A 25,858-nucleotide genomic window follows, 5' to 3' on the forward strand; every position below is an offset into this window, starting at 1 on the left:
GGGAGAAAAGGAGGACAACGGAGACAACGGAGACAACGGAGACAACGGAGAGAATAAACATCAATGCACTTCGGCCCAATTCCCAATGACAAATGACCAATGACAAATGACAAATTATCTTGCTTAGGAATGACTTGAAAATTCAGCAAAAAAGGCAAAATAACGAGACAGATAGGCTGTCGTGCTGGATTCTCTTACCTTATGAAAATTAATTGGGTTCACTTTTACGTGGAAGATGCTAAAGCTTGGCGTGATTGGTTTGTCAGTCATCTTGGTTTTCAAACCGTTGAAAGTTCGACACTCTTAACCCCTTTTATACACATAGACAACGAAAGTAGTTTTCACACCTGTACAGAAGCAGTGAAAAGTGGTTCTGTTTGCTTTTTGTTGTCTTCACCACTATTACCTATCAGTCCAGTCGCAGATTTTCTCTGTCAACATCCCCCCGGTGTAGCAGATATTGCTTTTGCAATTGAAGATGTAGAAGCAGCGATCGCTCGCGCTCAAGCATACGGTGCTAAAGTATTACAACCCATTCAATATCATCAACAAGGAGATAAATACATTCAGTGGAGCAAAATAGCTGCTTGGGGTTGTGTAACACATACGTTGATTGAAAGAGGTTTTTTAACTAATGCAGTTTCGGAAGATGCAGACAATAGTGAAACATTAGTCTGTACCTCCCCTTCAATCACCGCCATAGATCATATTGTCCTCAATGTCGCAGTTGGTGATCTAGAGCGTGCGGTAAGGTGGTATGAAAAAATTCTTGATTTTCAACCCCAGCAGACATTTAAAATTCAAACTGATCGCTCTTCTTTGTCTAGCCAAGTGATGGTTTCTCGCTGTGGCAATGTACAATTGCCCATTAACGAACCAACTTCAGCTAATTCCCAAATTCAGGAATTTCTAAATGTTAATCAAGGGCCAGGAATTCAACATATTGCTTTACGTACTGTGAATATTGTCAGTGCGATCGCTCAATTTCGTGCTTGTGGTTTATCTTTGCTCCCAGTTCCCCAAACTTATTACTCCCAGATCAAAGAACGTCGAGAACTTCCCCTGACTGGTGAGCAATTAGAAGCGATCGCTCAACAAGAAATTTTGGTGGACTGGAACCCACAGACTCCTCATGCTTTACTACTACAAATTTTCACTCAGCCTATCTTTGGACAGCCGACTTTTTTCTTTGAATTCATAGAACGTCGTCGTCAAGCTCAAGGTTTCGGTGAAGGCAATTTTCAAGCTTTATTTGAAGCCATAGAACGAGAACAAATGAAACGAGGTGCTTGTTAGAGAATAGAGGGTAGAGGTTAGTAGGCGGTCATTTTACTTTGGTACTAGGTATCTTTATGGATTAATTAATACTTTATAGAAGCAAGAAACTGGAATTGGGGCTATGTTTGATACAAGCCCCAAAAAAAGTCACTACACATGATTCTAAGCAGTTGGTGAACTGAAATTCTCAGTTTCACTATGTTTTTCCGTTGCTGAATCTTTAGATTTCGCTGATTTATTTTTATCCTTAGTACGCTTTCTCTTAAAACCTGTAACTCTTTCTCGAATTGCTTCTAAATCTTCTGACTTCGCCCATTCACGGCTGTGATTTATTCTGTACTGATCTGTTCGCCCTTTACGCTTTTCCTGAATTAAAAAACCTGCTTCGCAAAGAAATTTCAGTGCGTACTGGGCTTTACGAACACTCATCTGGCAAATTTCTGCTGTCTTACTCAAACTAGCAAAATACTTACCATCCAGCTTTCCTCCTGTTCTGCGAACTGCATGAGCATAAATCCGAAACTCGTAAGGAGCAGAAAAAGAATACATTCCATCACCAAATGACGAACCAATGACGGAATACAGAATTTTTGTCAGTTGTAATGTTTATTTTGCTAAAACTAAAGACCAGTTAGCAAATGGAGAGTTTGAAGCAGAATATTTACCTGATGTAACGGTAATTATTTACTGCTAGTAAAAGTTACAGCACTGTCTGTAAGAGGTCTACGCAGTTTTTTGCGGCGAGTCTCAATGTGCTTCTGATTTTCGTATAGGTAATCTTCTAAGTCTTCTAGACTGACCTCTACAGTTTCTCCGTCTTTTAAATAAACAGTAGGCATAGTATATCTCCAATTGCCTTTTTTCTATTTTATTCATCTTTCGTTGTTGCCGCAAGAAAGTACTTCACTGCGGTAACGTTTTTTATTTAGAAGCTGATCGCAAACCTACATCTATCTGATTAGTAATCCAAAACTCATTCATTAAATATTTAAAACTCAAACATGCTTAAATCTGGGCTAGTGTAAAGGTAAATTTAAGTATTATTTTTTTAACAAAATGTTAAGACTTATTACAGACTTTGACGGCCCAATTATGGATGTTTCAGAACGATACTATCGTGTGTATCAGTTCTGTTTACAGCAAATTCGCCGTCCATCTCAACCAGTGCGAGAACTTTCAAAAGCAGAATTTTGGCAAATGAAGCGATCGCGCATCGGTGAAACCCAAATTGCTATGGCTTCTGGTTTAGATGAATTACAAGCGCAAGAGTTTTCCAAGCTGCGGCGAAATACGGTACATACAGAACCTTATTTCCAGTATGATCGCCTAGCAGATGGTGCTGTGGATACTTTGTTAAAACTTCAAGAAGCTGGCGTTGATTTAGCGGTTATGACTATGCGCCGAGTCAGAGAGCTAGATTATGCTTTCCAACAGTATGATTTAAGTAAATTTTTCCCCAAGAATCGCTGTTATTGTCTGAGTAATGATTATGTGAAAACTCGTGACATTGATGATAAACCTTTATTGATGGCACGAGCGTTAAAAGAACTACCAGCCGCTACAGATACATGGATGGTAGGAGATACAGAAGCTGATATCACTGCTGCTAAAAAGCATGGGATCAAGGCAATTGCTGTAGAGAGTGGTATCCGCGATCGCGCACAATTGGAATTTTATCAGCCAGATTTTATTGTTAAAAATTTCAGTGCTGCTGTTGATTTAGTTTTAGAGCAAGTTTTACAACCAACAGCTACTAGATAATTGCTAATCAACTGGGTCAGGGTTAAAGGTTAAAGGTTAAAGGAGTTTTTTGAGTACCATTTGATCATTCTCCTTTTTCCTTTTCCCTTTTTCGAGTTATTACTTAAGAAAACTACTAATCAACCACAATAAAGCAAAAGTTACCACCGTAGAAAACTGATTTGGTGTCAGACTAACAAACGGCTGTATTTGTGGCAATATCAAATTAGCAATTATTCCTCCAGCAATTAAACCAGTAATTAGACCAACTAGAATAAATAAAACTGCTCGACCAAATTTACCTTCTTTACGATTAATGAAGTAAATACTAATACCTACACCAACTACTAACACCATTTGTAAAACTTGATCGCCACCGCCTGGGTAAAACACACTGATGGCACTTAAACCCAGATACCAAGCACCAGGTAAAATTACATCTGCTGGTGTTGGTTTATCTAGAAAATTTTGCAGCCATATAGGCGACTTTTCGCGAGGCGCCGGAGTTTCTTTTGGAGGTGCTTGGACAAGGCGTTCTGGAAATCGGATGCGTTCTGGTACTTTAATCTTTCCTTCTTGGCGCATCCGCAAGCGATCCATCAAAATCGCATCGTAAGCCGTTTCGATTACTTCTAGACGCTTGCTGTCGCCGCTATGTTGCTGCAAGAGGCGATTACGAACATCTTGAATTTCATCGAAGCTAGCTTCTTCAGATACCCCAAGTTTTTCGTAGGGAGTTTGCTCGCTCATGGTGAGTTTGTTGGTTTAGCCTTACTCGGCAGCAATATTTATTTACAAAAAAATAAGTTGAGATTTTATGTCGGTCGAAACCAATGTTTCGGTCAATTTATTATATATCATACCTGAATCGTAGCACCTTTGACACTCCCTGTCCTGAAAGTACAGGGATTATTGGTTCCACGGGAGATCGAAAATGACCTAAGGACAAATCCATACAGCGAAACTTCAGATTACTTTACCCTCCACAAGCATCACCTCGGTATGTTCCACCGATATCTGACAAAGTTCAATGACCAGCTCGCGCAAAACTCTTCTGGTGCAAAGACCGACCATTTCTAGACAGGTTCTGAAGCCATAAGGCGAGACTCTGCCTGTGTTGTGGATATAAGTTATGTTATAAAATTTTATCAAAATTTTATCAAAAGCCATCTTAATAATGAGGGGGCTTTCAATCCAAAGTTTTCAATAAGCAGAATTGAACTGGTACTTTTAACTATAAACACTTTAACATATTGCTATAACTCCGTGTATCCCCTCATGTCGTTCACAAATTCTAGCTCTACTCTAGAATTTGAGTTAAAAATACCTACAAACCTTTTTTTTATGAAAAAAATACCTTTTCCCTTTCCAATTTGGTTGTTGAATGTACCTTGATTAAGTTTTAATTAAAAAGCCTTACATTACTCTTGTACCATAAAGCCGCATATAGATTTAAAATTAATAGCGTTGAAATCACTAAGTGATAAAGATATAAAAGTATCTTAATTTACTTAGTATTGCGGCTAACGTAAGAGCATCTACTTGTTACAACCAAGGTTAACAACTATTAGCCTAAAAAAGTTCAGGGTGGCATGATAATTTAAGATTCGCACTCTAGTAGTCGAAAATCCTGATTAAACTAATATTTGGATCATTCAGGAAATTTATGCCTTAACCTTGTAGATTTTATTTTGTCCTCGGCAGGAAATGCGTTTTTAGCGCAACCTGTATGTTTATCCTAATAAATTTTTGTGTAAAGTGATGGTCATGGCTCCCGCCAAGATTCTTGTTGTCGATGACGACCCTGCGGTACGGAATTTAATCCAACGCTTTTTGATGAAGCAGAACTATCAGGTGGAGGCTGCTGAAGATGGTAAAACAGCTCTAGCTCTGTTTGAGCAATTTAATCCAGATTTGGTCATTTTGGATGTTAATTTACCAGACATGATCGGCTTCAACCTCTGTCAAGAAATGCAAAGCCGCAATGGGGTTTTTGTTCTGATGTTAACCAGCCGTGCAGATGAAGCTGACAAGATTCGCGGCTTTTCTAAAGGTGCTGATGACTATCTCACCAAACCATTTGGATTGGGAGAACTTGAAGTCAGAGTCGCAGCTATTTTGCGGCGTCAAAGAGTTGTAACTACAGCAGAACAGAAACGTCTAATCTTTGAAAAGTTGATGATTGACCCGGTGCGGCGAGAAGTAACACTCAATCATGAACCAGTACCCCTAACTGCTTTGGAGTTCGACTTGTTGCATTTTTTGGCTAGTCATCCAGGTCGAGTTTGGCGAAGAGCTGAACTCATCCAAGAAGTCTGGGATTATGAATACGTCGGTGACCAACGGGTTGTAGATGTACACATAGGTCAAATTCGCAAGAAAATAGAAGTTGATGCTAGCCAACCAGCATTAATTCAGACTGTACGTGGTGTTGGCTATAAATTTGAATGTCCTCCTCAATCTCAACAGTCAGACAAACCACAGTAGTCATTGGTCATTGGTCATTGGTCATTGGTTATTGGTTATTGGTTATTGGTCTGTTACAAAGGACGCTCATAGGCTTTCCTTTGGGTACCACGTAGACGCGTCAGCGGCTTCAAGGTAGAGTAGGACGCATTAGACGCGCAAGCGACTTCCCGTAGGGTAGGACACGTAGACACGCAGTGGCGTCCTGAAAGGTAGAAATAAGAGTTTGGGAGAGTTTTTGCGTAATACCAATTCACATTAATTACGATACATATAAATTTTGTACCAGACGCGATATATCGCGTCTGGTACAGGGTCTGTATTTGTATCAGGTTTTTTGTGAAATGGTATAAGTCCTATATTTTACTGATGAGCGATGGCATTCCCTAAATTCACGTTTACCACAAACGAGTACCCATTGACCACCAATAGAAGCTACCTATCTTGACGATGTTGAATAGCAATCAATTGTAACAAGCGTGAAGTTGTAAAATTTTTGTTAAATAGGCGAACATCTATAGTAATTCATATAGCATTCCTAAATCCTTAATGAACAACAAGATCCCCGACTTTTGATGAGGTGGGGGAACTGGGGGATCTGGCCTCTCAATTTTCACAAGTCATTTAGGATTGCTATAGTATCTCCGTTTGAGTTAGCAAGGTACTTAGCATGACGGCAACTACTTCCAAGGTAACTTCAGCGCTTCCCCATTTTTGTGAAGGAATTCAATATTTTGGTGAAGCTTTACCGGAATTTGAAACTTATGGTGTAAATCCAGTCATAGAGTCAGCAAAAGAAGCGATCGCCAATCCAGAAGAACCAGCAGCAGTATACCAAACCTTGCTATTTGCGGATGCTTTGCGTTATCTGACACTGCAAATTACCGGAAGTAAAGCCTCTGGACACCCTGGTGGTTTCGCCTCTCAAGCGGAAGCTTATGCAGCTTTGGTCATGCTTGGTTACAAAAATATTATTACGGAAGTGGGACACCACGCCCCCGGATTTTATAGTGCCATGTTCTTAGATCGTTCTCTAGAAGACATGGGCATTGATACAGTACAACAATTGCGCGATCGCTTCCGCGAAAAACATGGACTGTTGGGACACCTGTCTGGTTATATTCCCGGAATTCTTGCACCAGCAGGCCCTTTGGGACAAGGGCAACATTTTGCCATGGCGGCTGCTTTGTTAAATAAAGATAAGCTGTTTCCCTTCACCCTTGGCGATGGCGGATTAGGTGAACCTTATATTATGAGTTCGATGGCTCATTTCCATACCGCTTACCCTGGTGTAACTAACTTTTTGCCGGTGTTGGTGTGGAACGGTTACAGCCAAGAACACCATAGTATGGTATCGCTTAAAACCAACGCTCAAATGATGGCATACTGGCATGGTAACGGCTTTGAAGAAGTCGTGTTGGTAGATGCTAAAGATTTTGATGACAAAGACCAACCGGTAAATTACGTAGACAGTACCGCCTTTTCTTTTGCCCAACGTTTAGCTTTTACCAAAGCAGTACTTTTAGGTATAGATGAAGCCGCGCGATCCGCTTTGAGTGGTAAGCTAACTGTATTTATTATTAAACAACTCAAAGGCGCAGGTGTCCATGCGCGGGGTGCAAAGTCTCATAACCTGTATCCAAAAGATACCCTGGATGCACCCCATATTGTAAAAGCACTCAAAGAACGCGCCTTACCGCTGCAAGCTTGGCAAGTTGTACGGACAAACTGCGAACGCGCAGGTGGAGGCCCAGCAGCAAAAACAGTAGTTACCGAATTTGAATATCCTTTGCCAGATTTAGGCGAATTGCCTTTAGAAGAATATACTGTGGGTGGTGATCCGAAAGTTTCGACAACAGCCATGGGACGTTTAGTGGCAAAAGTTGGACAAATGGATGAAAACTTTTTGGTTACCAACGCCGACGGAAACGAAGCATCAGGTATTGCTAATATCAACCAAGCCTTAAAAATTATTCACCCCACAACCGACGACTTATATAATCAAGCACCAGGTGGACAAGTTTACGAACCTCTGAGTGAAGATGCTTGTGCTGGGTTAGCTGCGGGTATGTCGTTGATGGGTGCTAGAAGTTTGTGGTGTTCCTACGAATCTTTTGCGATTAACGGTTTACCAATTTGGCAAACGGTCACCCAAGCAATGGCAGAATTGAGACGTCCGACTCCCTCGACAATTACATTATTCACCGCCGGCGCTTTAGAACAAGGACGCAATGGTTGGACTCACCAACGTCCAGAAATTGAAGCTTACTTTGCAGCGATGATGCGGAATGGGAATGTTTTCCCTTTGTTCCCTCCTGATGCTAACAGCATTCAAGTTTGTTATGACTGGGCTTTGAGAACCAAAAATAAGGGAATTGTGATCACCGCGAGTAAATCACCATTACCAATTCGCACTACTTTTAATATGACTCGTCATGGTTTACAAGATGGTGCGGTGGTGTTGCAAGATGTTGCTGGAGATCAGCAAGTAGTGTTTGCTGTGATTGGCGACATGACATTAATTCCAGTGTTTGAAGCAGCAGCTTTCTTAGAAACAGAAGGTATCGGGGTGAAGATAGTTTCTATTATTAACCCCCGTCGTTTATATCGTCCCCATGACACAGGTTGGGATACCTGCACCGAACCGGAAGGTGGTTTTATCAATGATGAAAAATTTGCCGAATTGTTTGGTGGTGATGCGTTAATTGGTGTGACTGGTGGTGCAGCAGCAATGTTAGAACCAATTATGTTAAGGAGTACAAGCAAGCGCGATACCTTCGCCTGGAGACGTGGAGAAACCACAGCAAGTGCAGGCGAGTTGATGGCGTTTAATGGTTTGACAGCAGAAGCGTTGACGAAAAGAGCAATTGAGTTAGTGCATTGAGTGATTAGGGATCGGGGATCGGGGATTGGGGATTGGAGACAAGGGAGACAAGGGAGACAAGGGAGAGAATAAACAGCAATTCCTATTCCCCGATCCCCGATCCCCGATCCCCGATCACTCCCTTAAGGCATATCCTACTCCACGCACTGTATGAATTAGGCGTTTTTCGTTGTTTTCTTCTAGTTTTAGACGCAAGTAACGCACATAGACTTCAATAATATTAGAATCACCCATAAAGTCATAACCCCATACTTTTTCTAAAATTTGGTCTCTGGTGAAAACCTGACGAGGATGACTGAGGAGATATTCTAATAAATCAAATTCTTTGGCTGTTAAATCAACTGCACGTTGATTTCGGAAAACTTCACGAGTACGGCGATTGAGTTTCAAATCTTCAAACTGCAATAGATCCTCATCTGTTTCTTGGGTGCGACGTAGATGAGCGCGAATTCTCGCTAACAATTCTTCTATGCTAAAAGGTTTGACTACATAGTCATCAGCACCCGCATCTAAACCAGCTACGCGATCGCTCACTTCATCTTTTGCTGTCAACAAAATAATTGGTATTGAACTACCTGTTGATCGCAAACGCCGACAGATTTCTACACCTAATAATCCTGGTAGCATCCAATCGAGAATTGCTAAATCTGGTGATGATTCTCGCGCCAGTGTCAATCCAGTCATACCATCATGTGCCACACTCACCTGATAGCCTTCAGTTGTCAGTTCCAATTCAACAAATCTAGCTAATTTCACTTCATCTTCAACTAACAGGATGTGTGCTGTCATATTTTTACTTTTACCAGATGAGAGCTTTGCTCATGGTTTGCTTATTCCATATATTGAAGAATGCGATCGCCAACCCGCAAAGTATTAGTAATAATAGTTAAACTATATGACTATTCTTACACCCCTACACCCTTACTTCCCCTACACCCCTTTTTTTACCTCATAATTAGGATCATGAGTTCCCAGCAGCTTGTCCCAGAACGTAAAATATAGCCCGTAATGTACTCTGTACTTGTGATGATGTATGGCGTGATGTGTCGAACCAATGAACCATTTTCCCAGCCATTGGGGAAAAAACCAAAATCGTGGGGGAAACAGTTCAAATCCCAGATGGGTAAACACAGCCCATACTGTCATGGTCATGAGGACAGCAATTAAGGTAATAAAGTGAAGGGGAATCAGAAAAACTATCCCTACAAAGAAAAGACCTTGGATGATAGCTTCTGGTAGGTCGAAGGCGAAGGATGTCCAAGGTGTTGGGTCTCCTGAACGATGATGACCATAGTGTAGCCACTTGAAGAATAAAGGGTGGTGAAATGCTCGATGAAAAAAGTAAAAGTACGCATCTTGGATGACAAGTACTCCAACAAAACTGACCCCTAAGTACCACAGTCCATACTTATTGACAGAAGTGTACAAAAGTGTGACTCCCGAATCGTATGCTGACATAATGAAGGCGGCGCACAGCCCAAAAAAGACCGCAGAGAGAAGCGACAGTTCAATATCCTGTCGAATTGATTTCCAAGCTACAGGTCTTAGGTGTAACCTCCGCTTCACGAAAGGTTTTCCCATAACCGAATAGAAGAACCAGTATGCTCCCCCAGCGACAAGGAAGTATCGGACTATAATAATTCCGAAAAATGCCAACCAATAAAACCCGAATTTCTGTAGTATTAATAACAAATTTTGCACTAATTTTCAGTTTATTTACAGATTGAAGCGTAACAGTTCTACTTATTCCTGGCTTCTATCGCAAGCAGTGTTAACGAAGTCGGAACTAGGAAGTCGCAAGTCGCAAGTAAAACGAATTGTTCCGACGCTTCGGGATTGATCGTTTTGAGTTGGGGTTTAAATCCACATATAAAAACGCACAACCCAATGAACCATTAAGGAATCCTTGGACTTTAGGACAAGGAGGTATGTCAAAAAATTAGGAATGATTTTGATCGCATTGCTTTGCATGATCAACAGGGGTGGAATCACAGCTATTTAATTTTTGAGTGTTTCAAAAAATCCCCAATTAAATACAACGAACCACATAAAACAACCAAATCTTCCCCCAAAGAAAAAGCTACTTTTAACGCGGATGTTACATTTGGAAAACAATTATAAACACTTAACTCTGGACAAATCTCATTAGCTAATTTTGCTAATTCATCAGGATTAGCTGAACTATAATCAGGTACTGGTACTAAATACAACTGATCATTTGGTCTGAGTAAAGCTTGAAAAATTTCCTGATGATCTTTTGTAGAAAGCATTCCCATTACCCAAGTCACGCCTATTTTGGATTGGGAATCAATTTCTTTAGTATTTAATAAAACATCTACATAATTTCGCAAAACTTGAGCAGCAGCTGGGTTATGAGCGCCATCAAGCAATAGTTGATGATTCTTCCAAGTCATCCATTGCATCCGTCCCGGCCACTTGATTTTGCTCATACCATTGATAATGGCTTGCTCAGAAATTTGCCAATTATTTTGTTGCAAAATTTCTAAAGCACATAAAGCTATGGCTGAATTCGTCAACTGAATTTGTCCCTGGAGCGGTAGGGGATACTTGATTTTTTTGGAGTCAAAAACTGATTGATATTCTACCCATTCTGGATCAATTTGATGTGCAGGTTGTGGTGTAAATATAGGACATTCTAGTTCTGCAATACGCGATCGCACAACTTGTTCTGCATCAGATGGTAAAGGGCCAATCACCACCGGACATCCTGGTTTAAGAATCCCCGCTTTTTCTCTAGCGATGTCAGCAACGGTGGGGCCGAGTATTTGCCAATGTTCACGACTAATAGATGTAATAACTGTAACAAGAGGTTGGTTACAGACATTAGTAGCATCTAAGCGTCCTCCCAATCCAACTTCTACTACTGCGACATCAACTTTTTGTTGAGCAAAATATAACCAAGCTGCTGCGGTAATCACCTCAAACTGAGTCGGTAGATCATCATTTGGGGAAATAGCAGCTTTAACTTCTAGTAATAAATCGCAAAATTCCTTAGAAGAAATTGGCTGTTGGTTAATACAAATGCGTTCTGTCCAATCAACTAAATGGGGAGATATGTAGCGTCCGGTGCGATATCCCGACTCCGTAATCACCGAAGAAAGATAGGCACAAACAGAACCTTTACCGTTAGTACCAGCAACATGGATTATCGGAACTTGATGATGGGGATTACCAAGATTTGCCAACAATTTTTGGCTGGACTCAAGTCCCAACCGCACACCAAAATGTTGAAAAGGTTTTAATAGAGAGTCTATATCCACAAGTTTTTAAAGGTTGATGGTTGGTAGTTGGTTGTCAATAAACAAACAACAAACAACTTATTAAAACCATAAAACCGACTGTTTCTCTTTAGTGAGAACAGTCGGTATCAGACTAATGATACTGAGTATATTTTATGCTTCTCTATTCAAAAAGTTTTGTACTTGTCTTAAAGCAGCAGCACCAATATTAAACAATGCCCAACCAGCTGCGATCGCAACCGGTGCCAACACAATAGCCACACGCATATCTATGTCCATATGTAGTAGTCCTCTCTTAAGTACAACTTAAAGTATTGTCAACACTTCTCATTTTTTCATTTTTAGCTGAAGTGGACAATTTTTCCCAACAAATATGTAAAGATTCGTTACAAAATTAGTCATTTGTCATTTGTCATTTGTCATTGGTGTTTATTCTCTCCCTTGTCTCCCTTATCTCCCTTGTCTCCCTTGTCTCCCTTTCCTTGTCCCCGTGTCCCTCAATTGGGTGCGCTAAAAGCCAATATCAGTCCCTTTTCCAGCATGAACTAAAGCTAACTTTTTGTAACGTTCAGCGTGTTCGAGAAGTTCTGCTACTTGAGTGTCAGTAACTTGACGCATTATCTTGGCAGGAGTCCCAACTACAAGGGATTGGGGTGGTACATCTTTGGTTACGACTGCACCAGCCCCTACTATGCTCCCAGCGCCAACTCTTACCCCATCTAAAATCACTGCTCCAATCCCAATCAAGCTACCACGTTCAATGTAGGCAGAATGTACCACAGCCCGATGCCCTACGGTAACATGATCTTCTAGGATTGTGGGCTTACCCGGATCACCGTGTAGAATTGCTCCATCTTGAATGTTTGTGCATTCGCCGATTTCAATACGTTCCACATCTCCCCTAATAACTGCTCCATACCAAATGCTAACGTCGGCGGCTATATTCACTAAACCGATCACAACAGCGTTTGGTGCAACGAAGGCAGCTTGAGAAATATCAGGAGAAGACCAATAGGAAGTGTTAGACACGATAGAATATGAATATGGTACTCAGGAACACTGGACAAATTCCAACTTTGGAGATTGGTTGCAAAACCAGAATATCACGGCTTCGAGCCTGTTCGCTGAGGCAGCAGTCAGTAGATACCCTTATCATGTGGCGCAGAAGTGTAACAAAAAGCAACGTCACTGGTGAAGACAAAACTATTCTTCTTATACGCACTTCATGATGAATCCAGGCTTGCAGTACCCTATATTTGGTCCCGACATCCAGTGTCCCCACTGCCGACAGACAATTCCGGCACTGACACTAACAGATACCTATCTGTGTCCTCGTCATGGCGCGTTTGAAGCCAACCCAAAAACAGAAGAGTTAATTCATTTGCAATCCGGGCGTCATTGGCGCAGGTGGGACGGAGAATGGTATCGGCAACATACCCATCCCGATGGCATTCGATTTGAAATTCACGAAGCCTTAGACAAATTATATACACAAGGTTATCGAGCAACACGAGTGATTATCGCTCGCCGCTATCAGGAGTTGATGAGTGGGTACTTAGAACGCAGTACTCCTTGGCGGGGAGGACAATCTGAAGGAAATTCGGCGCGACTCTATGGTTTACCAGTAGAGTTTAGCCCTGATTCTACAGACGAACCTTGTTGGGAAGTAATTAATTTTGATTTGGAAAAAGAACCTGGTGTGCCTGTGCGCTACCCTTATTTTCGATTATTTGAATAATAGTTATTAGTCATTGGTCATTTGTCATTGGTCATTTGTCAATCATTGATAGTTAGTAATTGGTGATAATTAATTGTTGGTTATTCCAATGCCCAATGCCCAATACCCAATGCCCAATCACAAAATTATGCACCACGCTTCTATTCGTACCGCTAATATTTATAAAGCGATCGCCTTCTACGAACAACTTGGATTTACAGTTTGTGAACGCTTCACCACGGGTTACACCCTTGCTTGTTGGATGGAAGGACTAAGCGGCAGAATAGAGCTGATTCAAATACCCGAACCAAAACCAGCACCAGATGCATTTGCTGACGAACATTATGTTGGCTACTATCACTTGTCTTTTGATCTGACTGAACTCACAACCGATTTACCTAGCTACTTGGCAAAATTAAAAGAATCCTTTGATGTGGCTGCACAAAATCAACCAGAATTTTTACAACCACTAAAGGTTTTATTAGAACCAACACAACAGCAAATAGGCGATCGCGTTTATGAAGTCGCTTTTATTGCTGATGCTGACGGCTTACCTTTGGAATTAATTCGAGTTTTAGCAACACTAGGGGATCGGGGATAAGGGATCGGGGATAAGGGATAAGGGATAAGGGATAAGGGATAAGGGATCGGGGATCAGAATAAGACACGGTCATAAGGGAGAGTAGGAGATGCGGTGAAGCGGAGAAACTATCAACAGGTCTCCCGATCCCCGATTCCCGATTCCCGATTCCCGATCCCCGATCCCCTTTCTCAAAAATTCAATCCTCAGCTAGTTGTCATTTTATTGCTTTCTCTGTAGAATATTCTTTTTCTGTAGTGTTGCTGAGGTAACAAAATCCCTGGCAGTAATACACTATAGTCATAGAAAAATTCTGTAATTTAATTTACAGAGTAATCAAACAAATACATGTCTGTGTTTAAAAAGTTGCATAGATATCGTTTTTCAATAATTGTGTTAACTCTCTGGTTAATTGCGGTTTTGCTACTCAGTGATGGATCAGCGATCAGTCACACTAACGCAATTTCTAGTATAGTAGAAATACACAGAGAAAAAGAATTAAATAAAACAAGCAAAACTTACGTGACAGAAAATGTTTACCAGACAGTACTGGAAAATGGTCTGATTGTGCTGACCAAGGAAGTTCATTCAGCACCAGTAGTGTCAGTACAAGTATGGTATGAAGTTGGCTCTCGCAATGAGCAAGCAGGTGTAAATGGTATCGCCCACCAATTAGAACACATGATGTTCAAAGGCACAAAAGACCGTCCGGTTCAATTTGGACGTTTGTTTAGTGCTTTAGGTAGCGACTCCAATGCTTTCACTAGTTATGATCAGACTGCATACTATGGCACAGCAGAACGTGATAAGCTCAACGCTCTACTGATGCTAGAAGCAGACAGAATGCAAAATGCTCTGATTGATGCAGAAAAATTAGCAAGTGAAAAGCGGGTGGTAATTTCTGAGTTACAAGGTTACGAAAATAGCCCAGAGTATCGCCTCAACCGTGCAGTGTTACAAAAAGTATTTCCTGAACATCCTTATGGCCTACCTGTGGGTGGTACTAAAGCTGATGTTGAGAAATTTCAAGTTCAACAGGTACAGGAATACTACCGTAAATTCTACAGACCTGACAATGCTGTTTTGGTAATTGTTGGTGATTTTGATACAGCTAAAACTCTCAAAGTTGTTAAAGATGTATTTGGAAAAATCCAGAAAAGTCAAGAATCAAGTGTCAAGAGTAGAGACGCGATTAATCGCGTCTCTACTAGCGTCAAAAGTCAAGAAGCGATAGTCAACAGTCAAAAAGTTTTCCAATCCCCCATAGTCTTGCGCGAACCGGGAGCAAATGCATTATTACATGCAATATATCCTTTACCAGATGCAAATCACCCTGATATCCCAGCATTAGATGTGATGGATTATATCTTGACAGAGGGACGGAATTCTCGCTTAGATCAAGCATTGGTAGAATCTGGGATGGCCACTGATGTCACAGGTTCCATTGTCAGTTTGCGGGAAGCTGGTTGGTATGAATTATCTGTGACTGCTACACCTGGTGAAAACTTGACAAAAATTGATGCTGTCATGCAAAAGGCGATCGCCACTCTGGCTTCACAGCAAGCAAAAATAGAAGAGGTGAATCGCGCCAAAGCGCAGTTAGAAGCTGCTGTAGTTTTGAATAACCGTGATATTACTAGTCAAGCTATACAAATTGGTAACGATCAAACTACAGTTGGTGATTATCATTATACAGATCGCTATCTAGCAGCAGTCCGTCGGGTAACTGCTAAGGATGTGCAACGTGTTGCAAATAAATACTTGAAACTAAAAGCACGCTCATTTGGCATTTTTGAACCAACCCAAATCCAGTCATCACAAAAGAGTGATGGAAAATTACACTCCACACTCATAAATGAAAATTTCTCAGAAAATACATCTAAAGTGCCTACAGAGGTGATGAAATATTTACCACCTGTAGATCTGACTACACATTCCACTAACCTGACTTTACCAGAACAATTCAAATTATCTAATGGTATTGAGGTGTTGTTGTTACCAGACAACAGTACTCCGACAGTAACTTTAAGTGGCTATATTAAAGCTGGTAATGAATTTGATCAAGAAGATAAAGCTGGACTAGCATCTCTTGTGGCAGAGAACTTGATGAACGGGACTAAAACTAGAGATGTGTTGGCTATAGCTAAGACTTTAGATGAACGGGGCGCTAGTTTAGATTTTGAATCTTATCGTGAAGGAACAGAAATTCAAGGTAGCGCCTTGGCAGGAGACTTGCCTATTGTTCTAGATACTTTAGCAGATGTAATCAAAAATCCAACTTTTCCAGCTAAAGAATTAGAACTGACTCGACAACAAGCTTTAACTGATCTGAAGGAAGAATTAGACGACCCCACAGAAGTTGCGAAAAGAGCATTTGTGCAATCTGTGTATCCAAAAACTCATCCACTGCACAAATTTGCGACAGCAAAAACTTTGCAGCGCATTCGCCGACAAGATTTAATTGCTTTTAAAACAAAGCATTACCGTCCAGATACAACAGTGCTAACACTGGTAGGAGATTTTGATCCTAAGAATGTGCGATCGCTCATTGAAGCTGAATTCGGTAACTGGGAAGTTAGCGGTCAAGCCCCAAAAATCGAATATCCTGTGGTATCAATACCAAACAGAATTGTGCGTCTAAATCCGGTATTACCAGGTAAAACCCAAGCTGTTACTTATATGGGTAATACGGGAATTAACCGCAAAGACCAGCGATATTACGCAGCTTTGGTGTTAAATCAAATATTGGGCGGTGATACTTTATCTAGTAGACTAGGGGCAGAAATACGCGATCGCCAAGGTCTAACTTACGGAATTTATAGCACCTTCCAAGTTGGCAAAAACATTGGTATATTTTTGATTGAAATGCAAACAGCACCGGAAGATACCATTCGTGCGATCAACAGTACCCGCCGACTACTAAAAGAAATTCATCAGCAAGGTGTTACCTCTGAGGAATTAGAAACAGCAAAGCGCACCTTGATCAGTAACTACAATGTTTCTCTTGCCAACCCAGACGAATTGTCATACAAAATTTTGATGAACCAGGTGTACGGATTGGATAAGCAAGAATTGCACTCTTTTGTAAGTAAAATCGCATCAGTCACCCTTGAGCAAGTCAATCAAGCAAGTCGTGAGCTACTCCATCCAGATAAAATTGTAGTTGTGACTGCTGGACCAACGGTAGTAGCAGAGAGTCGTTAGTCATTGGTCATGGTTGATTAGTTTATCTCCCTGTTAAGAGTTTCCTATCCACTGACAAATAACAAATAACAAATAACAAAAGACAAATGAAAAAATTCCTAGAAGTGTTACAACCTATAGGCCTTGTAATATTAATTCTCCTAAGTTTCACAATCTTCATTGCTACTCCAGTGGAAGCAGCAAGCTTATCTGGAGATTTACTGAAGCAGCCGCCTACAGAAATTACGGTTAGCCTCGGTAATTTTACCAATGAACTGAAGTATGAGCCAAATCATCTAGAATTTTTGGCAGGTAAACGATACAAACTTAAGTTGATCAATCCTAGCAATCAAAAGCATTACTTTACTGCCAAGGATTTTGCTGATGGAATTTGGACACAAAAAGTCGAAGCTGGCAAAGTAGAAGTGAAAGGGGCCATTCATGAAATAGAACTCAAACCAGGTGCTGAAGCTGAGTGGGTATTTGTACCACTTAAGCCTGGTAAGTATGGCTTACATTGTCCAATCCCAGGACATACTGAAGCTGGGATGACAGGAGATATTGTAATTCAGTAAACAGTAAACAGTTATCAGTTATTACTGGAGAAAGCAGTCCCAATCAAAAAACTTCACTACAAAGCATAAAAATATAACTTCTCCTACACCCCCACACCCTTACACCCCTACACCGATTTTTAAATCAGAAGGTAAAAATACGTTAATTTAAATATAGATATTATTTTTCAACTAACCTCAGCCGCTCGTACAGTAGTTACTAGTTGTTTCAAACAATAAACAGCGAACAACTAACAACTAAAAACGAAAAAAGCAGCAAGGCGCAAATAACTACTGAATTCCCCATGAACATTCTAAGTAACCTGCTTTCTCAACCAACTCAAAATAGCCGTCCTAAAAGACAACGCAGAGGTATTGAAATTAAGTCGCCACGTGAAATTGAAATTATGCGGCAATCAGCTAAAATTGTGGCAACTGTATTGAAAGAAATTTCTGAGTTGGTACAGCCAGGAATGACCACTGCTGACTTAGATGCTTATGCGGAAAAACGCATTCGAGAAATGGGTGCTACACCTAGCTTTAAAGGCTATCATGGTTTTCCTGGTTCTATTTGCTCCAGTATCAATAATGAAGTTGTGCATGGTATTCCCAATAAAAAGAAAGTTATTCGGGCTGGAGATGTTTTAAAAGTAGATACAGGAGCTTATTACGAAGGTTTTCATGGTGACTCTTGTATCACCATTGCTGTAGGTGAAGTTACTTCAGAAGCTGCGAGATTGATTCGTGTCGCCGAAGAAGCACTTTATAAAGGTATTGAACAGGTAAAAGCCGGAAATTACCTGATGGATATTGCAGGTGCAATTGAAGATCATGTCAAAGCTAACAAATTAACCGTAGTTGAAGACTTTACTGGGCATGGTGTCGGTCGTAACCTCCATGAAGAACCATCTGTATTCAACTTCCGTACTCACGATATGCCCAATGTTAAGCTACGTGCAGGAATGACGTTAGCAATTGAGCCAATTTTAAATGCTGGTTCTAAGTATACACGGATACTAGCAGACCGATGGACAGCTGTGACTGTAGATAATGCTCTGTCGGCTCAATTTGAGCATACTGTGTTGGTGACGGAAACAGGCTACGAAATTTTGACTGATCGCTCTCTGGTGTAATTGTTACTTTAGCACTTCAAATTAGTAAGTATTATCAAAAGAGGCAGAGTTTTATATCAAAAACTTGCCTCTTCTAATATTTAGAGGGATGTTCCAGAGTTTTGCAGCTTTTGACAGTGAGGATTGATACAGTACTCATCGGAAACTACAAAATTTGTGCAACCTTAAATATACTGCATTTATTAGCTGTAAATACTACATATTATTAAAGCAACTACTGGTGGTATGCGATCGCATTCATACACTCACCATAGGCGTTACTGAATCACGGTATGAATCCAGATGTAGAGACGCGATATATCGCGTCTCTACAATGGTTTTGGCATTACGCAAAATAATTTTCATACATGAAATCAGCGATCGCGCTTTGCCAGCATGTACAATTATGCATACAAGCGATCGCTCAAATAAGATTTTAATAATATATTAGGTAAGAATTTGGCTACGTGTTAACATCTACTAACCGCGATGTTTGCAATCTATCCATCCACTTTTCTAAATAAACTCGATTAAGTTCTTGTTCTTTTGGATCTTGAGTATCCGCAGGGTAAGGCATTAATCCTAAAATAGCTGCACTAGTAACACAGAACATCGACTTTTGGAAAGTCTGACAAATTTGTACTCGCAAATCATCTTCTCCCCGACGACTGCGGCGATAAATTTCATGTAGATATTCTGGGAGAAAATGACGCATATCTTGCATTAATAATGTGGGAGGAATACCCGCACCGCCAATTGGTAACGGGTCAGCATACAAAGCACCGTACTGAAATCTCGCTTGGTCTGGTGGAATTTGATATGCTTGGGCATTGTAGGAAACTGTACCAGGAAAAGGTGTTCCTCTAAAGAAAACCGCTTCTACATAAGGAATTGCTGTATCTGCCAAGAAAGTTAAGCCAAGACTAGCAGGAAGAAGATCATAGACTTTATCTTTAATTTTGACAGAGTAGGTAATCGGCTTATTTGCAGCTTCTACTAAACCGAGTTTGATGTGGTCTACAACTTGGGGAATTGATTTAATTTTGCCTTGATCATAGAGGTCTGATAAGCTGAGAAAAATATCAGCCATCACACGCCAAAATTGACCTAAGCCACTGTAATAAGAACTAACACGCAACTGTTCAATTAAAAAATCGGGGAAAAGTTGATTAATTCCCAGCATTATAGGATTATTTTTAAATTTAGCTGCAATCACAGCTTTAGCTCTTTGTCGAAAATCCTTGGTGTCTAAATATTGATCTAGTCCACCGCCACCATGCCAAAACATGGCTTTCATGCAATACTCAGCATACTCAAAATTAATGCGATCATGCCACCAGTGACGCAGTAATTTCTGGAAAGTAATTTCGCCATTAAAATATTTGAAAAAAGGGAAAAAAACTAAAAATTGATTTTCGGCAATATAGATAAGATTTTTGGAATAAGCATCTAAAACAACGCCGTAGCTTTTCAGGATACCAACTACTTCTAATACATTTTCTGGGCAGTCGCGAAGTAATGCTTCGCCAGTTTGCAACTTTTTAATATATTCCGCTAATGGATGGTGAGCAGGGTTTTTTTTAGTAGTTACCATTGCATTTCTCCTGAAAAAAGGGATCGGGGAAAGGGGATTGGGGATTGGGGGATGGGGATTGGGGATTGGGGATTGGGGATTGGGGATTGGGGGTTGGTTATTCTACACGTCTCCCTGCTCCCTTGTCTGTCTTGTCCCCCTTCTCCCCTGTGTCCTCCCTGTCCCCGATCCCTGATCCCTAATCCCTTATTCCTTGGACTGAAACATCAGCGACAACACTTTGAGTATTAGCTATTGCTGTTGTTGTTGCTTCACTCCAACGGGTTAACCAAGCAGGTTGAATACCTAGAATGACGATCAAGACGGCTAGAATGATTGCTGGAGTGCGATCGCTCCAATAAACTCGTGGTAGGTTTGTTACTTGTGCTGATAAGCGACCAAAAAATGCCCGGTTGGTGAGAAGTAGGAAGTAAACAGCAGTTAACCCTGTACCAATCATGGATAACAAAGTTTGCACCGGAAAAACGGCAAAACTAGCCCGAAAAACGACGAATTCCGCAATAAATCCGACCATTCCGGGAATACCAGCGCTTGCCATGACTCCAAGCACTATCAAACTACCAATAACAGGCATACCTCGTTCTGGGTTCAACAGTCCGCGCAGCACATCCAAATCACGGCTACCTGCTTTTTTATACACGACTCCCACTAATAAAAACAGTAGTGCAGAGATTAAACCGTGGCTAATCATTTGCATCACAGTTCCTAAGATGCTTAATGGGGTAGCTGCTGCTGCTGCTAGGAGTATGTAACCCATGTGTCCAATAGAACTGTATGCTACCATTTTTTTCATGTCTTTTTGGGCGATCGCACAGGATGCACCGTAAAGCACGCTAATCACTGCCCAAGTTGCCAAAACGGGAGCTAGATATCTCCAAGCATCTGGTAACAAGAACATACCAAAGCGCAGTAAACCGTAAGTTCCCAACTTCAACAATACTCCAGCCAACAGGACTGAAATTGGTGTGGAAGCTTCTACGTGAGCATCTGGCAACCAAGTATGAAAAGGAACCAAGGGAATCTTGATGCCAAAACCAACCAAAATTCCTGCCAACAGCAAAATTTGTGTTGCTAAAGGTAAGCCTTTGCTGTTTAAACTTTCTAGAGCAAAGCTAGGTGAACCACTCAGCCACACTAAACCAAGGAAACTTGCCAAAATTAAAATGCCAGAAAAAGCGGTATAAATCAAAAATTTAGTCGCTGCATAACCGCGTCTTTGACCACCCCAAATGGCAATTAGTAGATAAAGTGGGATGAGTTCTAGCTCGTAAAACAGGAAGAATAGTAGTAAATCCTGGGCGAGAAATGCTCCAGTGACACCCGCGCTCAACAGCAAAAGTAAAGAATAATAAAATCGCGGGCGTTGTATATCTTCGTCTGTACTGTAAACGGCAATGCAAGTTAAAAGTCCATTCAACAGTAGCAAAGGCAAAGATAAACCATCTATACCGAGGTGATAATTCAGACCTAAAGCATCTATCCAAGGTAAGAATTCAGTAAATTGTTGGCTAACGATGGTTGGGTTAAACTTAACTGCTAAGATAACTATCCACACAAAAGCCAAACTGGCAAATACTAATGTGATGCTACGAGATAGTTTTCCATTGATGCCAACAGGCAAGAAACCTATTAAAGCTGCACCCAATAATGGCAGCAAAATTAAAGCACTGAGCATAGACGATAAATGGGGATTGGGAATTGGGGAGTGTGGGGAGTGTGGGGAGAGTGGGGAGAGTGGGGAGTGTGGGGTGTGCTTGGAGTGTGGGGAGAGTGGGTATAATTATTTAACAAGTCTCTTCCCTATCCCCTATCCCCTATCCCCTATCCCCTTATCCCCCTAAAAAGGCAATTTCTCCAGCAAACCTAATGACCAGCTGATGAAGAAACCTAGTATGCTGATGCCGACAAGGATAGTCAGTAGATATCCTTGTGATTGCCCGGAGATGCTATATTTCAAGCTTTGTCCACCGAAAATAGCTGCAAATCCTACCAAGTTAACTAGGCCGTCTACTATGTAGCGATCGCTCCAAGCGGAAATTTTAGAAAGTAGGGCTACTGCACCAACTACGGTAAATTTATAGATCCGGTCGATGTAGAAGTCATATCCCAGTAAATCTTGTACAAATCTCCAAGCTAATATTCTCGAACGTGACCAAGCTTTGTGGAGATACATTGTTGAGCCAATACCTACTCCTAATAGGGTAGAAAATACGAGCATTCCTACTACATACCAACTGATACTTTCCCAGGTTGGGAGCAGATACCACTGCTGCAACATCACGGGTAATAATAGGGTCATGATTGTCAGAGTTACCATTGGAAATGCCATTGGCCAAGGTGCTTCGGGGGCGCGACGGGTTTTTTGTTGTGGTTCTCCCCAAAATACCAACCGAAATACTCGTGTTAAATTTAATGCCGTCAAACCATTCACAAGTACTAATATCCAAACTACCCAAGGGCTGATGATTGCCAAACCGTCAGCCCAGGACAACATCGCCCAAAAGCTTCCCAAGGGTAACAAACTTACCATCCCCGCAGAACCAACTACAAAGGCGGTGGTAGTTGCTGGCATTCGTGACCATAAGCCGCCCATTTCGGTTAAATCTTGGCTGCTAGTAGTATAAATTACCGAACCAGTACTCATGAATAATAATGCTTTGGCGATCGCATGGGTAAACAGCAAAATCAGAGCCACCCCTCCTTGCTGCAAGCCTACTGCTAGGAATACCAAGCCCATGTATGCACTGGTGGAGTGAGATAGGGCCCGTTTAATATCAGTTTGGGCGATCGATACCAAAGACGCACCAACTGCCGTTACTGTACCAATAATGATCAGAGTGTTGAGAGCAAATGGTGATAAGGCTAAGATGGGTTGCAATTTATACAATATATAAGCACCACCAGCTACTACCATGGAATTTCGCATTACCGAAGCTGGGTTTGGCCCTTCCATTGCTTCATCTAACCACAAATGCAGTGGAAATTGAGCGCATTTACCAGCAGGTCCGGCAATCAAAGCCAATCCTAATAAACTTGAAGTTAAAGGGCTAAGTTGTGCTGTTTGCGCCCACTCATATAAATCAGAAAAATTCAAACTACCTGCTTTGGTTGCTAGTGTGACTACTCCCATCAGCAATAACAAGTCTCCTACCCGTTTGGTTAAAAACGCATCTCGTGCCGCTGTAACTACCAATGGTTGAGCATACCAAAATCCTACGAGCAGGTAGGTAGAAAGAGTCAGCATTTCTAGCAATGCATAGCTGAGAAACAGGGAATCACTGACTGCTAAACCGCTCAGAGCTGCTTCAAAAAAGCCCATTAAGGCAAAAAACCGAGCTAATGACCAGTCTTTTTCCATGTAACCCAAAGCGTAAATTTGCGCTAGTAAGCTTAACCCTGCAATTAAAACTGTTGCTCCAACACTGACTGGTGAGATTTCCAAAGCAAAGGATATGTTTAAATCCGCAGCGCTAAACCAGGTTATGACAAAATTTTCTGGTTCTCCATTCCAAATATCCTTGAATACAACCAGGCTATGGATAAACGCCAAAAAAGTTGTCAATAAATTAAAATATGCTGCTGGCCTTGGCCCCGTACGGCGAACTATTCCCATTGCCCAAGGCAAGGTCAAAATTGCTCCTAATAAGCTATAAAATGGTATCCACCAAGTTGTTGAGAACAAAAACTCATTCATTTAAATTTTCCTTGATGTCTCAGCTTGTAATTCTTCGCTTTGCTAAATGAAATGCATTAATTAGACTCTATGATTAAAAGATTTAAATACTATTAAACAGCATTATTTTGCTTTTGCTGCTTGCTCACTAGGAAAGAAAGACTAATATTTACTATAAAATTTGTCTTATTTGAATCTATTAACCTCCATCTACATCACCCAAAATTTCTATTGCGAAAAGAACTATTTATATTAGTTATAATAAAAACTTATACATTTTTTATAACTTTATTTAGTGCAAATAGCAAAAACTGAGGAAAGACACCAATACTACTTTGTAGCTTGCTTGTCGTTCCCCTAGAGACAGGATTTACGTTTCTATGAACTGGTTTCAGCAAATATGATAAAGAAATTATAAAACAGAAGTACGCACTCTAGGAATCCGTGAAGATTGGTTGAGAATAATACACATATAAAAAGTTGTTAAGTTTTTTTAAACTATTTTATTATAAACTATTATACTAATTTATATTGTCAGGGGAGCCAAGCTTTCTTATGCTTAATTTGAGAACAGTTATTTAGCTCAAGATGAGCATCCCCGTCAGAATTTTCAATAAAAGAGTACTAGTTGCATTAATTGTGTAGGAGTCCTGCGATGCCTATTGCGGTTGGAATGATTGAAACAAAGGGTTTTCCGGCAGTGGTTGAAGCTGCTGACGCGATGGTGAAAGCCGCTCGCGTTACCTTAGTGGGTTATGAAAAAATCGGTAGTGCTAGGGTGACAGTGATTGTCCGGGGAGATGTTTCGGAAGTGCAAGCTTCAGTGGCTGCTGGAGTTGAAGCAGCAAGAAGAGTCAACGGTGGTGAAGTGGTTTCCACCCACATCATTGCTCGCCCCCACGAGAACTTGGAGTATGTTCTACCAATTCGGTATACAGAAGCTGTGGAGCAGTTCCGCACTTAACAATTTTGGATTTTGGATTTTGGATTTTAGTATGGACTCCGCAGGCAAACGCAGAAGGGGTAATAGATTCAAAGAGATTTGGCTTTAGATTTACCAAACCCTAATCCAAAATCTAAAATCTAAAAATTCTTGTGACTTTGCTTGTTTTTGTTTGTTGGAAGCTTCTTAAGGATTGAAAAAAGTATGTCAATTGCAGTAGGAATGGTAGAAACGCTTGGCTTCCCGGCAGTAGTGGAAGCAGCAGACGCGATGGTAAAAGCTGCTCGCGTTACCTTAGTGGGCTATGAGAAAATCGGCAGCGGTCGCGTTACTGTGATAGTGCGAGGAGACGTTTCAGAAGTACAAGCCTCGGTAGCAGCAGGAGTAGAATCAGTCAAGCGAGTCAATGGCGGACAAGTTCTATCTACTCACATCATTGCTCGTCCCCATGAAAACTTGGAGTATGTTCTACCAATTCGTTATACCGAAGATGTAGAGCAGTTCCGGGAAAATGTGAATGCAATTCGTCCCTTCGGTAGAAGACCATAAATCATAAATGCAAATTGCCAAAGTTCGCGGCACAGTAGTTAGCACTCAAAAAGATCCAAGTCTTAGGGGTGTGAAACTACTTTTGTTGCAATTAGTCGATGAAGAAGGACGCATTCAGCCAAAATACGAAGTAGCCGCCGATAGTGTTGGTGCTGGGGTAGACGAATGGGTACTTTTCAGTCGTGGTAGTGCGGCTCGGCAAATTCTTGGTAACGAACAGCGTCCAGTAGATGCAGCAGTAATAGCGATCATTGATACAGTCTATGTGGAAGATCGCATGATTTACAGCAAAAAAGAGCAATATCGATAAGGTTATTGGTCATTA

Annotated in this window: 24 protein-coding genes and 1 pseudogene; 13 read left to right on the forward strand and 12 right to left on the reverse strand. The window is 41.0% G+C overall.

The genetic code is table 11. The features are described 5' to 3' along the window. The first annotated feature begins 201 nt into the window (after positions 1–201). Positions 202–1,296, forward strand: a complete 1,095-nt coding sequence (hppD, locus tag B4U84_RS04080) for a 4-hydroxyphenylpyruvate dioxygenase (protein ID WP_131115704.1) — start codon at positions 202–204, stop codon at positions 1,294–1,296. Between the two features lie 144 nt (positions 1,297–1,440). Here the strand turns inward: hppD and B4U84_RS04085 are convergent, their stop codons facing one another. Beyond that, on the reverse strand, positions 1,441–1,827 hold the full coding sequence (locus tag B4U84_RS04085; protein WP_242677527.1) for a helix-turn-helix domain-containing protein: 387 nt from the start codon (positions 1,825–1,827) through the stop codon (positions 1,441–1,443). 22 nt (positions 1,828–1,849) lie between these two features. Here B4U84_RS04085 and B4U84_RS31885 point away from each other — a divergent pair, with 22 nt between their 5' ends. Beyond that, entirely contained in the window at positions 1,850–1,972 is a 123-nt protein-coding gene (locus B4U84_RS31885; RefSeq protein WP_278248284.1) for a hypothetical protein, read from the forward strand. Here the strand turns inward: B4U84_RS31885 and B4U84_RS30320 are convergent. Beyond that, positions 1,959–2,117, reverse strand: coding sequence for a hypothetical protein (locus B4U84_RS30320; protein ID WP_165490243.1), 159 nt, complete (start codon positions 2,115–2,117; stop codon positions 1,959–1,961). The two genes, B4U84_RS31885 and B4U84_RS30320, sit on opposite strands and share 14 nt — an antisense overlap. A 217-nt stretch (positions 2,118–2,334) precedes the next feature. Here B4U84_RS30320 and B4U84_RS04090 point away from each other — a divergent pair, with 217 nt between their 5' ends. Further along, positions 2,335–3,039 carry an HAD family hydrolase gene (locus B4U84_RS04090; protein ID WP_131115706.1) on the forward strand — a complete coding sequence of 235 codons (705 nt, stop codon included), beginning with the start codon at positions 2,335–2,337 and terminating at the stop codon, positions 3,037–3,039. 99 nt (positions 3,040–3,138) lie between these two features. Here the strand turns inward: B4U84_RS04090 and B4U84_RS04095 are convergent, their stop codons facing one another. Further along, a complete protein-coding gene (locus tag B4U84_RS04095) occupies positions 3,139–3,768 on the reverse strand; it encodes a CPP1-like family protein (protein ID WP_131115708.1) in 630 nt (209 codons plus the stop codon). Between the two features lie 1,017 nt (positions 3,769–4,785). On the opposite strand from B4U84_RS04095, the gene B4U84_RS04100 reads away from it, so the two are divergent. After that, positions 4,786–5,505: a response regulator transcription factor gene (locus B4U84_RS04100; protein WP_017309642.1), complete on the forward strand. Its 720-nt coding sequence runs from the start codon at positions 4,786–4,788 to the stop codon at positions 5,503–5,505. A gap of 649 nt (positions 5,506–6,154) precedes the next feature. After that, positions 6,155–8,368, forward strand: a complete 2,214-nt coding sequence (locus B4U84_RS04105; RefSeq protein ID WP_017309641.1) for a phosphoketolase family protein — start codon at positions 6,155–6,157, stop codon at positions 8,366–8,368. A 114-nt stretch (positions 8,369–8,482) separates the two neighbouring features. Here B4U84_RS04105 and B4U84_RS04110 read toward each other — a convergent pair whose 3' ends face one another. From B4U84_RS04110 to B4U84_RS04130, 5 genes are all read right to left on the reverse strand, one after another. Next, positions 8,483–9,157 (reverse strand): response regulator transcription factor, encoded by a 675-nt coding sequence (locus B4U84_RS04110; RefSeq protein WP_131115710.1) that lies wholly within the window; start codon positions 9,155–9,157, stop codon positions 8,483–8,485. Between the two features lie 141 nt (positions 9,158–9,298). After that, positions 9,299–9,934, reverse strand: a complete 636-nt coding sequence (locus tag B4U84_RS04115; protein ID WP_476422717.1) for a sterol desaturase family protein — start codon at positions 9,932–9,934, stop codon at positions 9,299–9,301. Between the two features lie 428 nt (positions 9,935–10,362). Further along, positions 10,363–11,649 (reverse strand): bifunctional folylpolyglutamate synthase/dihydrofolate synthase, encoded by a 1,287-nt coding sequence (locus B4U84_RS04120; RefSeq protein ID WP_131115712.1) that lies wholly within the window; start codon positions 11,647–11,649, stop codon positions 10,363–10,365. Positions 11,650–11,781: 132 nt separating this feature from the next. After that, on the reverse strand, positions 11,782–11,907 hold the full coding sequence (locus B4U84_RS04125; RefSeq protein ID WP_017309637.1) for a photosystem II protein Y: 126 nt from the start codon (positions 11,905–11,907) through the stop codon (positions 11,782–11,784). A gap of 231 nt (positions 11,908–12,138) precedes the next feature. Continuing rightward, entirely contained in the window at positions 12,139–12,657 is a 519-nt protein-coding gene (locus B4U84_RS04130; protein ID WP_017309636.1) for a gamma carbonic anhydrase family protein, read from the reverse strand. A gap of 199 nt (positions 12,658–12,856) precedes the next feature. On the opposite strand from B4U84_RS04130, the gene B4U84_RS04135 reads away from it, so the two are divergent. The 5 genes from B4U84_RS04135 to map all read left to right on the forward strand — a co-directional run bounded on the left by B4U84_RS04135 (position 12,857) and on the right by map (position 18,795). Next, entirely contained in the window at positions 12,857–13,366 is a 510-nt protein-coding gene (locus B4U84_RS04135) for a TIGR02652 family protein (protein WP_476426357.1), read from the forward strand. 127 nt (positions 13,367–13,493) lie between these two features. Beyond that, on the forward strand, positions 13,494–13,946 hold the full coding sequence (locus tag B4U84_RS04140; RefSeq protein ID WP_044451855.1) for a VOC family protein: 453 nt from the start codon (positions 13,494–13,496) through the stop codon (positions 13,944–13,946). 327 nt (positions 13,947–14,273) lie between these two features. After that, positions 14,274–17,129, forward strand: coding sequence for a M16 family metallopeptidase (locus B4U84_RS04145; RefSeq protein ID WP_131115716.1), 2,856 nt, complete (start codon positions 14,274–14,276; stop codon positions 17,127–17,129). Between the two features lie 86 nt (positions 17,130–17,215). Then, positions 17,216–17,683: a cupredoxin domain-containing protein gene (locus B4U84_RS04150; RefSeq protein ID WP_017309632.1), complete on the forward strand. Its 468-nt coding sequence runs from the start codon at positions 17,216–17,218 to the stop codon at positions 17,681–17,683. Between the two features lie 284 nt (positions 17,684–17,967). Further along, positions 17,968–18,795 (forward strand): type I methionyl aminopeptidase, encoded by an 828-nt coding sequence (gene map / locus B4U84_RS04155; protein WP_017309631.1) that lies wholly within the window; start codon positions 17,968–17,970, stop codon positions 18,793–18,795. An 80-nt stretch (positions 18,796–18,875) separates the two neighbouring features. On the opposite strand, the pseudogene B4U84_RS32070 reads toward map, so the two are convergent. The 4 genes and pseudogenes from B4U84_RS32070 to B4U84_RS04170 form a co-directional block, all read right to left on the reverse strand. Beyond that, positions 18,876–18,929, reverse strand: a pseudogene (locus tag B4U84_RS32070) (4-Cys prefix domain-containing protein); the annotation flags it as partial. Positions 18,930–19,237: 308 nt separating this feature from the next. Then, positions 19,238–20,368: a CO2 hydration protein CupB gene (locus tag B4U84_RS04160; protein ID WP_017309630.1), complete on the reverse strand. Its 1,131-nt coding sequence runs from the start codon at positions 20,366–20,368 to the stop codon at positions 19,238–19,240. Between the two features lie 178 nt (positions 20,369–20,546). Further along, positions 20,547–22,043, reverse strand: coding sequence for an NADH-quinone oxidoreductase subunit M (locus B4U84_RS04165; RefSeq protein WP_017309629.1), 1,497 nt, complete (start codon positions 22,041–22,043; stop codon positions 20,547–20,549). 162 nt (positions 22,044–22,205) lie between these two features. Further along, positions 22,206–24,062: an NAD(P)H-quinone oxidoreductase subunit F gene (locus tag B4U84_RS04170; protein WP_017309627.1), complete on the reverse strand. Its 1,857-nt coding sequence runs from the start codon at positions 24,060–24,062 to the stop codon at positions 22,206–22,208. Between the two features lie 634 nt (positions 24,063–24,696). On the opposite strand from B4U84_RS04170, the gene B4U84_RS04175 reads away from it, so the two are divergent. The 3 genes from B4U84_RS04175 to ccmL all read left to right on the forward strand — a co-directional run bounded on the left by B4U84_RS04175 (position 24,697) and on the right by ccmL (position 25,843). Next, positions 24,697–25,005, forward strand: a complete 309-nt coding sequence (locus tag B4U84_RS04175) for a carbon dioxide-concentrating mechanism protein CcmK (protein ID WP_009457333.1) — start codon at positions 24,697–24,699, stop codon at positions 25,003–25,005. 183 nt (positions 25,006–25,188) lie between these two features. Beyond that, positions 25,189–25,533: a carbon dioxide-concentrating mechanism protein CcmK gene (locus tag B4U84_RS04180; protein WP_010995041.1), complete on the forward strand. Its 345-nt coding sequence runs from the start codon at positions 25,189–25,191 to the stop codon at positions 25,531–25,533. Between the two features lie 7 nt (positions 25,534–25,540). Continuing rightward, positions 25,541–25,843 carry a beta-carboxysome shell vertex protein CcmL gene (ccmL, locus tag B4U84_RS04185; RefSeq protein ID WP_017309626.1) on the forward strand — a complete coding sequence of 101 codons (303 nt, stop codon included), beginning with the start codon at positions 25,541–25,543 and terminating at the stop codon, positions 25,841–25,843. Positions 25,844–25,858: the final 15 nt, after the last annotated feature.

Source organism: Westiellopsis prolifica IICB1 (assembly GCF_004323185.1).
Taxonomy (GTDB): Bacteria; Cyanobacteriota; Cyanobacteriia; order Cyanobacteriales; family Nostocaceae; genus Pelatocladus; species Pelatocladus prolificus_A.

Bases quoted from the DNA above. Each gene is read 5' to 3' on its own strand.
- hppD (WP_131115704.1), top strand. From the start codon at position 202: ATGAAAATTAATTGGGTTCACTTTTACGTGGAAGATGCTAAAGCTTGG.
- B4U84_RS04085 (WP_242677527.1), bottom strand. From the start codon at position 1,827: ATGTATTCTTTTTCTGCTCCTTACGAGTTTCGGATTTATGCTCATGCA.
- B4U84_RS31885 (WP_278248284.1), top strand. From the start codon at position 1,850: ATGACGGAATACAGAATTTTTGTCAGTTGTAATGTTTATTTTGCTAAA.
- B4U84_RS30320 (WP_165490243.1), bottom strand. From the start codon at position 2,117: ATGCCTACTGTTTATTTAAAAGACGGAGAAACTGTAGAGGTCAGTCTA.
- B4U84_RS04090 (WP_131115706.1), top strand. From the start codon at position 2,335: ATGTTAAGACTTATTACAGACTTTGACGGCCCAATTATGGATGTTTCA.
- B4U84_RS04095 (WP_131115708.1), bottom strand. From the start codon at position 3,768: ATGAGCGAGCAAACTCCCTACGAAAAACTTGGGGTATCTGAAGAAGCT.
- B4U84_RS04100 (WP_017309642.1), top strand. From the start codon at position 4,786: ATGGCTCCCGCCAAGATTCTTGTTGTCGATGACGACCCTGCGGTACGG.
- B4U84_RS04105 (WP_017309641.1), top strand. From the start codon at position 6,155: ATGACGGCAACTACTTCCAAGGTAACTTCAGCGCTTCCCCATTTTTGT.
- B4U84_RS04110 (WP_131115710.1), bottom strand. From the start codon at position 9,157: ATGACAGCACACATCCTGTTAGTTGAAGATGAAGTGAAATTAGCTAGA.
- B4U84_RS04125 (WP_017309637.1), bottom strand. From the start codon at position 11,907: ATGGACATAGATATGCGTGTGGCTATTGTGTTGGCACCGGTTGCGATC.
- B4U84_RS04135 (WP_476426357.1), top strand. From the start codon at position 12,857: ATGAATCCAGGCTTGCAGTACCCTATATTTGGTCCCGACATCCAGTGT.
- B4U84_RS04140 (WP_044451855.1), top strand. From the start codon at position 13,494: ATGCACCACGCTTCTATTCGTACCGCTAATATTTATAAAGCGATCGCC.
- B4U84_RS04145 (WP_131115716.1), top strand. From the start codon at position 14,274: ATGTCTGTGTTTAAAAAGTTGCATAGATATCGTTTTTCAATAATTGTG.
- B4U84_RS04150 (WP_017309632.1), top strand. From the start codon at position 17,216: ATGAAAAAATTCCTAGAAGTGTTACAACCTATAGGCCTTGTAATATTA.
- map (WP_017309631.1), top strand. From the start codon at position 17,968: ATGAACATTCTAAGTAACCTGCTTTCTCAACCAACTCAAAATAGCCGT.
- B4U84_RS04160 (WP_017309630.1), bottom strand. From the start codon at position 20,368: ATGGTAACTACTAAAAAAAACCCTGCTCACCATCCATTAGCGGAATAT.
- B4U84_RS04165 (WP_017309629.1), bottom strand. From the start codon at position 22,043: ATGCTCAGTGCTTTAATTTTGCTGCCATTATTGGGTGCAGCTTTAATA.
- B4U84_RS04170 (WP_017309627.1), bottom strand. From the start codon at position 24,062: ATGAATGAGTTTTTGTTCTCAACAACTTGGTGGATACCATTTTATAGC.
- B4U84_RS04175 (WP_009457333.1), top strand. From the start codon at position 24,697: ATGCCTATTGCGGTTGGAATGATTGAAACAAAGGGTTTTCCGGCAGTG.
- B4U84_RS04180 (WP_010995041.1), top strand. From the start codon at position 25,189: ATGTCAATTGCAGTAGGAATGGTAGAAACGCTTGGCTTCCCGGCAGTA.
- ccmL (WP_017309626.1), top strand. From the start codon at position 25,541: ATGCAAATTGCCAAAGTTCGCGGCACAGTAGTTAGCACTCAAAAAGAT.